The following is an 8562-nucleotide window of genomic DNA, read 5'->3' on the forward strand; positions in this document are numbered from 1 at the left end:
AAAGGTGCTAAAGGTGATCCGGGAACAGCAAATGTGATCTATTCCGACTGGGTAACCCCAAGTATTTATACCAAAACGACTGTTTTTGGAACTGTCTATTTTACTGCTGATATTGCTGCTTCCAAAGTTACTCAAGCCATACTAGATCAGGGTACAGTAATTGTTTACGGTAAACTGTATGGATATGTTTCCTCTATATGGCCAACAGACCAGGTAGCAAACCTGCCTATTTCCATTACTTATATGAGTGGTGCGACCTCCAATATTGATGTCTGGTCTGCACTGAGCACAGTGGGAAGCATCCGTATTAGTGTGACCAGTTCAACCAATGCCTATGGTTCCATATCCAATGCCCATCAATTCAGGTATATTATTATCCCTGGTGGGGTGCATACATTGTCAAATGTTGTTTCCAAAAACTATGATGAGGTTAAGCAGGTTCTGCACTTAAGAGATTAAAGTAACGGATGGCTCTTTTTATGAAGGTGAATTTTTTCGAAAAGCCTCCTGTACTCTACTTCATGGCTTTCATGGGCTTCGGTGTTTTATAATCGTTATTTTTAGTCCTGAATTGGTTTAAAGGTTGAAACTAATATTTCCTTATTTCTGTAATTGTCGATTTGATTTCTAATTTTGAAACACCTAATGAAAATTTGCACTTATACTTTCGCTCTAGACCTGCCTTTATGCTAAAAGATATTTACCGGGAAAAATCTCCGTTAACAGACAAAGACTGCTTTTTAGTCTTCGATCGCGTGAAATCATCATTTACTTTTCCTGTACATATCCATCCGGAGTATGAACTGAATTTTGTGGAGGGGGCGGCTGGTGCTCAGCGGATTGTTGGAGATTCTGTGGAAACGATCGGTGATAAAGATTTGGTGCTTATTGCCAATCCGGAACTAAAGCATGCCTGGAAAAATGGAGAATGTACTTCTGATTATATTCATGAAATTACCATTCAGTTTCATCCGTCGCTGATTAACCAATATCTGGGTAAAAATCAATTTAAAAGTATACAGGAGTTGTTTTCCAGAGCCTCTAAAGGTGTAATTTTTGGTGCTGGTGCAATTGACAAAATTCTCCCTGTTTTGAGGTTACTCACGATGGAAAGAGATGGATTCTATTCGGTCATGAAGTTACTGATGCTGCTGTATGAATTGTCTAAATGCGAGGATATCAGAGAACTTTCCAGTGCTGCATCTTTGAGTATGTCTCCAAATGAAGTTTTGATCAATAAATTACATGCTTATGTTTCCAGGAATATTTCTGAGGTAATTTGCTTAACAGATGCCGCAGAAGCTTTAAACATGAGCCGTTCTACTTTTGCCCGCTTTATTAAGAGCAATACGAAAACGAACTTCAGCTCCTACTTATTCGATTTCAGGATAAGTATGGCTATGGAAAAACTTAAAAAGAATAGTTCTATTGCAGAAGTGGTTAGCGAATGCGGATTTAATAGCGTTTCCTATTTTTACCGGATATTTAAAAAAGCAAAGGGGGTCACGCCTGCTGAATTCAGAGACAGCCACCAGAAGGACCAGATCATTATCTGATTCTGGTTTTTGAATTAAATATAACCCATAATTCTCCACCCGAACAGAAAGTTGAAGAGAAGAGCATATAGTTCAATAGAGTTGAGCGAATTGTACAAGCTGCTTTGATCTGTTTTTTTGTTTAATGTTTTGTTTTTCAGTTGATTATGTTTTTGTGGTATTCGTTGGAAATTAAATCTGCACCTTTAATTTTATTGCTGATAATGAAATGATTAATGTTGTTTGGCACCGTTAATCGCCTATATGGCTTGGTTTAAGCCAAAATAAAGAATCAAAAGTTCAACTCGATTGAGCAAATCCTGCAATTTTCCGGTTTGGCGAATACATAGTTTTATGCCAATTAACTACGATTTAACCAAATGTAATGAGTATGGACCTATTTGTGTTTAAATACACGCATTCTGCCGTATACACTCTGAATTCTTCCTGCATCATTGCAAAAAAAGCCAAACAACATTAAATGAGAACAAGTCTATTAATTTTATTTTTAGTCAGTTTATGCCTTTTCGCAAGCGCACAACAGGCTATTACTGTGAAAGGCACAATAAAGGACAATGCCAATAATCCTTTATCTGGTGCTACTATCGTGATTAAGGGTAATACCGGAGCTGCCGGCGGAACCACATCGGATCTCAACGGGAACTTTAGCATTCAGGCACCTGAAGGCGCGGTTCTTATATTTTCTTACGTTGGGATGCAGAAAACTGAAGCTACCGTTGGAAAATCAAAGACCATGAACATTATACTTTCGGACGGCGATCAGCTGAATGAAGTTGTGGTAGTGGGCTATGGGACAGTGAAGAAAAAGGATCTGACAGGGGCCGTGGCTTCCTTAACCGGAAAAGAGATGCAAACTGACGTTGCTAAGAGCGCAAGTGGTGCACTGCAAGGCCGGATTGCCGGTGTGAGCGTGGCCAGCGTGAGTGGTCAGCCTGGAGCTGGTATGAGCATCAATATTCGCGGTCTGAGTTCGCTGGGTTCCAACACTCCTTTGTACGTTATTGATGGGGTATATGGCGATATCAATATGGTTGACCCTTCTGATATTGCTTCTTTGGACGTGCTTAAAGATGCTTCGGCAGCGGCTATTTATGGTTCGCGTGCGGCCAATGGTGTTGTGCTGATCACCACAAAAGGGGGTAAGAAAAACACGCGTGCTTCCATTAGCGCCAGTGTATATTCGGGGGTGCAAACTATTGCAAAGAAACTGGATGTACTGGACGCGCAACAATGGAAAACCATTATGAGCCAATCTGGTTATTTGCCAAAGGAGGCTATCAATTTTCAAGGCCCTGGTACAAACTGGCAGGATGAAGTTTACCGCACTGCTCCTTTAACCAAAGCAAATGTTGGCATTACCGGAGGTTCGGAAACAGCAACCTATAATGTGTCTGCTGGTTACATCAACCAGGATGGTATTTTGATCAATTCGGGATATGAGGCTTACAATATCCGCAATAAAAATACCTTTTCTTTCTTCAATGACCATTTGCGCATTGGTAATACTTTATTGTTAACTACAGCAGAAAGGCAAGATAATCATTTAACCATAACAGATCCATTGCGTCAAAATCCCTTACTTGGTGTATTAGATCCTAATCAGCTAGGCGGGTATGCTGGTATTTTACCCTGGATGAAAAACATGGATAATCCGGTTGGTGCTTCGAGGCTATTCGACAACAGATTAAACAAAACAGACATCCTGTTAAATGCCTACGCGGAGGTAGACCTGGGTATAAAAGGATTAAAATATAAACTGAATTACGGATACAATAGAAACAACGGACGCAATTACAATTATAATGCGCCTTATAACTTTGGATCGGGAGCGGTTCAGTCTAAACTAAACGAATCGGCTTATTTTAATAACCAATGGCTGCTGGAACATACTTTACATTATGACAATACGATTGGTAAGCATACCATATCTGCTTTATTAGGCTACTCATCACAGGAAAATTCTAACCGCTCTTTTGGAGCTGGAAGGAGTGATATTCCGTTTGGAACCAATTCTATTGGTGCCGGATCGACTACACAACAGACCACCTCTGGAGATTTGCAGGAGTATTCGCTACTTTCTATGTTTTCACGGGCGATGTACAGCTATGATTCCAGATATATGATGTCGGTATCTGTTAGACGTGATGGTTCGTCACGTTTTGCTGATGGTCATCGTTATGGTGTATTTCCTTCAGTTTCTGTGGGCTGGAACATCATGAACGAGAAATTCTTTGCCAGTGCTAAGGATGCCGTTAGTGAGTTGAAAATACGGGCAAGTTATGGTAAACTGGGTAACCAGGAGATTGGTAATTATGCTACTCAAAGTATCAGCAGCAGCGGCATCAATTACATAGAAGGTGGCAATTGGTGGATGGGCAGCAATACCGGGGTAACCTGGGTTTCTCCAAAAGACCTGACCTGGGAAGAAACACACACCAAAAACTTAGGATTGGATGCCAGCTTCTTAAAGGGCAAATTATCTCTGACTGCAGATTATTATGTTCAGGAGACTAAAAATGTACTGTTGAGTATTTCTATGCCTGGTTCAACAGGATTGAAAGGTAGCCCGACTATGAATGCCGGAACGATTCAGAATAAAGGTTTTGAGATGCTGTTGAATTATAAAAACAGTATTGGAGAGGTTAATTATTCCATTGGTATAAATGCTTCTACCGTTAAAAATAAAATAACGGCGATTACTGTGGGTAGTGAAAAACAGGAATTTGCTGGCTATAATCCTCAGGGTGAGGGAACCATTACCTGGGCAAAACTTGGGGACCCGATTGGTGCATTTTATCTGATCAGAACCAATGGTATCTTTCAGTCTGATGCAGAGGCGCAAGCTTATAAAACGCCGGCTGGTAAAGTGATTCAGCCCAATGCAAAGGCTGGTGATATCCGTTTTATTGATTTCAATGGCGACGGACAAATTACAGATGATGACCGTCAGTATGCAGGTAGTCCATTCCCGGATTTTAATTATGGCCTACGTGGTAGTTTAAACTATAAAGGTTTTGATCTGGGGATTTTCTTTGATGGCATGAAGGGCAATAAGATCTACAACTATACAAGGGCACGTATGGAGTCTATGAATGAGTTTACCAATTTTGGTGCGAACGTGTTGAATGCCTGGACGGATCAAAACAGAAATACAGATGTTCCCCGCTTTACGCAACAGGATGAAAACAAAAATAGCCGTCGCGTCAGTGATCGCTGGTTGGAAGACGGTTCTTTTTTCCGTCTGAAAACATTAGAAATCGGTTATACTTTCGATAATGCATGGGTAAATAAAGCCCGCATGAAAAATTTCAGACTTTTTGTAGCAACAGACAACTTATTTATTGTGACTAAGTATAAAGGATACAGCCCGGACTTAGGACAGAATGATGATCAGAATGGGGGTGGTTCCAGTACCATGTCGAGAGGAACAGATCACGGGCGTTTCCCTGCCGCAAGAACGATCACAGCAGGACTTCAGGCCAATTTCTAAGGATTAACAGGAACAATTAAAAGAATACATCATGAAAACAAATATATTGAAGCAACTGTCAGTGGTTGCTATACTCACGATCTCCATGGGGGGATGCAAAAAAGACTTTCTGGATCATGTCAATCCAAATCAGGCGGTAGAGCAAACTTTTTGGACTTCTGAAGCCAATGCCCAATCTGCTATGGCAACGGTTTATTCTCCGATCCGCGGACAAATGTATGGCTATTTTGGAGGATATACCGGATGGCATACCATGAACCGTGCAGACGATGTTTGGTTTATTTTAGGGGAAGAGCTGCAGAACTGGGAACCGGCTACCTATTCCAACACGGCGAATACTGCTGGAAGTGATTTTGACCAGATCTACCAGTGTATTAACCGGGCTAACGTGGTACTTAAGAATGTGAAAAATGTACCAATGAGTACAGATAAGATTAATTCGTTAATTGCTGAGGCCAGTTTTCTAAGAGGTTTTTCATATTTTCTTTTGGCAAGCAATTTTGGCGATGTGCCTTTGCGTTTGATTCCCGCTTCTGAAAGCACAGAAGAAATTATGAAACCATCCTCTCCAGAGGAACAGATCTGGAAGCAAGTTGTAGAAGATTTCAAAGTAGCTAAAGAATATCTGCCAATTGTACGGCCAGCTGCTGAAGTTGGAAGGGTAACAAAAGGTACGGCTATTGCTTACTTGGGTAAAACGTATAATTACATGAAGAAATATGCGGAAGCTGAAGCTGAATTGAGTACGATTATGAAAGCTCCTTATACTTATGATCTGGTTAGTAAATTCGAAGATAATTTTACGGAGAATACAGAACTGAATAAAGAATCTGTATTTGAAATTATGTACAATGGCAGTTTTGGTCAAGGTTCATGGGGTTCTGAAGAGGCAACAAGTACACAGGGCTTTGTGATCCCGAATTTCGTTGGTCCTCAAGGAACTGGTGGCTGGTTTAAATGGATGCCTACGGCTTCCATTGTAAATGATTTTATGGCTGAACAAAGACCAGCGGGTTCAGATACTAAATTTGATAAGCGTATGTATACCAGTTTTTTCTGGAAGTATTCTGATTTTGAAAATACAGTTGCTGATGGAGCTTGGTTTGGAAATCAGTCTTTTGATCAGATCTGGGAAGCGAGTGCAACCAAACGTTTAAGAGGCGAGCCTGATTTTTCTACTGTCAACGGTAAAAAAGGTCGTTTCCTGATTAAAAAGTTTACCAATTTTTATAAAAATGTTGCTGATGCAAACAGTATGTACGATCAGCAAAATCAAAACAATAACCTAAGGGTGATGCGTTTTGCTGAAGTTTTATTGTTGCATGCAGAGGCGGCTATTAAGACAGGTAAATTGAGCGATGCGGCCAATGACCTGACGCGCATTCGGGACCGGGCCGGGCTTGCTGCCAAAACATGGAGTGGAGTTGATGATCTATGGAAAGAGGTGATTCATCAGAATGAATTGGAGTTTTTCTTTGAAGGCCATCGTTTCTTTGATTTGAAGCGTTTTTATACTTATGATCAAATGAAGCAACTTCTGGTGCAGAATAAAAAGCAGGGTGCGTCAAATTTTCTGCCGAAACATTTTTATCTGCCTATCCCACAAACGGAGTTGAATACGAATACAGCTATTCAGCAACATCCACTGTGGAGATAATTTTAAGGCGAGGCAGGACAGCATTGGTGATGCTGGTCCTGCCGCTAATGCTGCTGGTTGCCTGTAAAAAAGATAAGGTGGCGGAATCTACAAAAGAAGAGGCATATAAAACTTCTTTGGAAAGTATGACGGAAAAGGGTAGTTTACTCTTAAATTATACAAAGGGAGATAAAGTTTATACGTTTAATTTTGAAACAGGAGTGGTGGAGGTACCAGTACAATCTATTCTTTCTGTAGAAGATCATCCTGATCAATGGGCAACTGTGGTGAATTTTGCTGATAAAAAAAGCCTTTCTGTTCCTTCCAAAGGAAATGCATTAGATTTTATGGTTAGGAACGTTGCTTTAAATCCCTCTGGGTATAATCCATTGGCTGCAACGGTAGAGGTATTTATGCCGGCAAGGGGCAGGATAAAGGTTATTATTGAAGGTAAAACAGGTAAGAACGGAACTATAGAACATCTGTTTACGGCTTCAAACAACAGACAAATCATTCCTGTGCTGGGATTGTACGCCAATTATAATAACCTTGTTGATTTGGTTTTTACAGATATGGATGGAAAAGAACGTGGGCGAACACAGTTGAAAATACAGACAGCTCCACTAAATGTAGCTGCTTTTCCAAGTTTTGAGATCATTACTGCCCAAAAAGATCGTATGGAGCCAGGCTTAAATCTGGTGAGTTATCCTGGAGAAAGTGAACTGGATACTTCCTGTCCTTATATGCTCGATTCTGATGGGGAAGTTCGCTGGATACTCTTATTGAAGTCATCACCCGATCTTAAGCGGTTTGGAGAAGCCATTGGTTTTAAACGTATGAAGAATGGTAATTTCCTTTCTGGCGATAAGGATGCTTCTCGTATTGTGGAGGTGGATATGCTGGGTAACCTTGTTCATCAATGGGACTTGATTAAATTGGGTTATACCTTCCATCATGAGGTAACTGAGGCGTCCAATGGGAATTTTCTGATTACTGTTTCTAAATCTGATGCACGTTTAGTGAATGGAAAACCGAGAATCAATGACCATATCATTGAGGTGAATCCTACATCTGGTACATTGGTGAAAGAATGGGATCTGGCCAATATGCTGGATACTTCCCGTTACGAGAGCCATAAAGATGTATTGCCTGGCGATATTATACAGACGCCGAGTAACTGGGCTCACAACAATTCAATAGCCGAGCGTGGTATCGATTTAATGGCGACTGTACGTTTCCAGGGACTGATGTCTTTCAATAAGGATGGAAATGTAAAGTGGATCATTTCGCCTCATAAGAACTGGGGTGCTGCCTATCAGAAATATTTATTGTCTCCAGTAGATGAATCTGGCAGGGCTATAATTGATCCTAAAGTAATTTCAGGGGAAACTGAAACTAGCGGATTTGATTGGGCATGGGGTCCGCATACGCCTGTTTTAATGCCTAATGGTCATATCCTGGTTTTTGACAATGGTTATTATCGCCATTTTCAGCCAAATACAATGGTTGATGCGGATAGTTATAGCCGTATTGTGGAATATAAGGTAGACGAAGCTCAAAGAACAGTACAACAGGTTTGGTCTTATGGAAAGGAAAGGGGAGTGAAAAGCTTTGCCCCGGCGCTTTCTTCTGTACAATTTTTGCCTCAAACAGGACATGTGTTATACTGTCCGGGAATAGGAAATAAAACAAATAAGGGAATTGGTGGCAGGATCGTTGAAATTGACCCTGCTACGAAGGAGGTGATTTATGAGCTGGAGATAACGGCTCCGAGCACTACTGCCTTTCATCGGGTAACCAGGATGGAAATTTATCCGAATACTCTTTGAGTACTTATCTCTGATAATTAAGGAATTTTGATTGAATAGGCAGCCTACCAA

General features: G+C 40.8%; 5 protein-coding genes. All 5 read left to right on the forward strand.

Annotation, left to right across the window (positions count from 1 at the left end):
- The coding region (locus DBR11_RS29870; protein WP_199233795.1) for a hypothetical protein at positions 1 to 459 on the forward strand (459 nt) is incomplete at its 5' end.
- 227 nt (positions 460 to 686) lie between these two features.
- Complete coding sequence (locus tag DBR11_RS08125; protein ID WP_108551426.1) at positions 687 to 1556, forward strand: AraC family transcriptional regulator; 870 nt, start codon at positions 687 to 689, stop codon at positions 1554 to 1556.
- 460 nt (positions 1557 to 2016) lie between these two features.
- Positions 2017 to 5046: a TonB-dependent receptor gene (locus DBR11_RS08130; protein WP_108551428.1), complete on the forward strand. Its 3030-nt coding sequence runs from the start codon at positions 2017 to 2019 to the stop codon at positions 5044 to 5046.
- 31 nt (positions 5047 to 5077) lie between these two features.
- The gene (locus DBR11_RS08135) at positions 5078 to 6703 is read left to right on the forward strand and encodes a RagB/SusD family nutrient uptake outer membrane protein (protein WP_108551430.1); all 1626 of its coding nucleotides are present in this window, start codon (positions 5078 to 5080) and stop codon (positions 6701 to 6703) included.
- Positions 6694 to 8511: an aryl-sulfate sulfotransferase gene (locus DBR11_RS08140; RefSeq protein WP_233260687.1), complete on the forward strand. Its 1818-nt coding sequence runs from the start codon at positions 6694 to 6696 to the stop codon at positions 8509 to 8511. Before DBR11_RS08135 ends, DBR11_RS08140 begins: the two co-directional genes overlap by 10 nt.
- Positions 8512 to 8562: the final 51 nt, after the last annotated feature.

The organism is Pedobacter sp. HMWF019 (genome assembly GCF_003061025.1).
In the GTDB taxonomy this organism is placed as follows: Bacteria; Bacteroidota; Bacteroidia; order Sphingobacteriales; family Sphingobacteriaceae; genus Pedobacter.

What these genes read in the sequence shown, in the direction of transcription:
- DBR11_RS08125 (WP_108551426.1), top strand. Translation starts at nt 687, where the DNA reads ATGCTAAAAGATATTTACCGGGAAAAATCTCCGTTAACAGACAAAGAC.
- DBR11_RS08130 (WP_108551428.1), top strand. Translation starts at nt 2,017, where the DNA reads ATGAGAACAAGTCTATTAATTTTATTTTTAGTCAGTTTATGCCTTTTC.
- DBR11_RS08135 (WP_108551430.1), top strand. Translation starts at nt 5,078, where the DNA reads ATGAAAACAAATATATTGAAGCAACTGTCAGTGGTTGCTATACTCACG.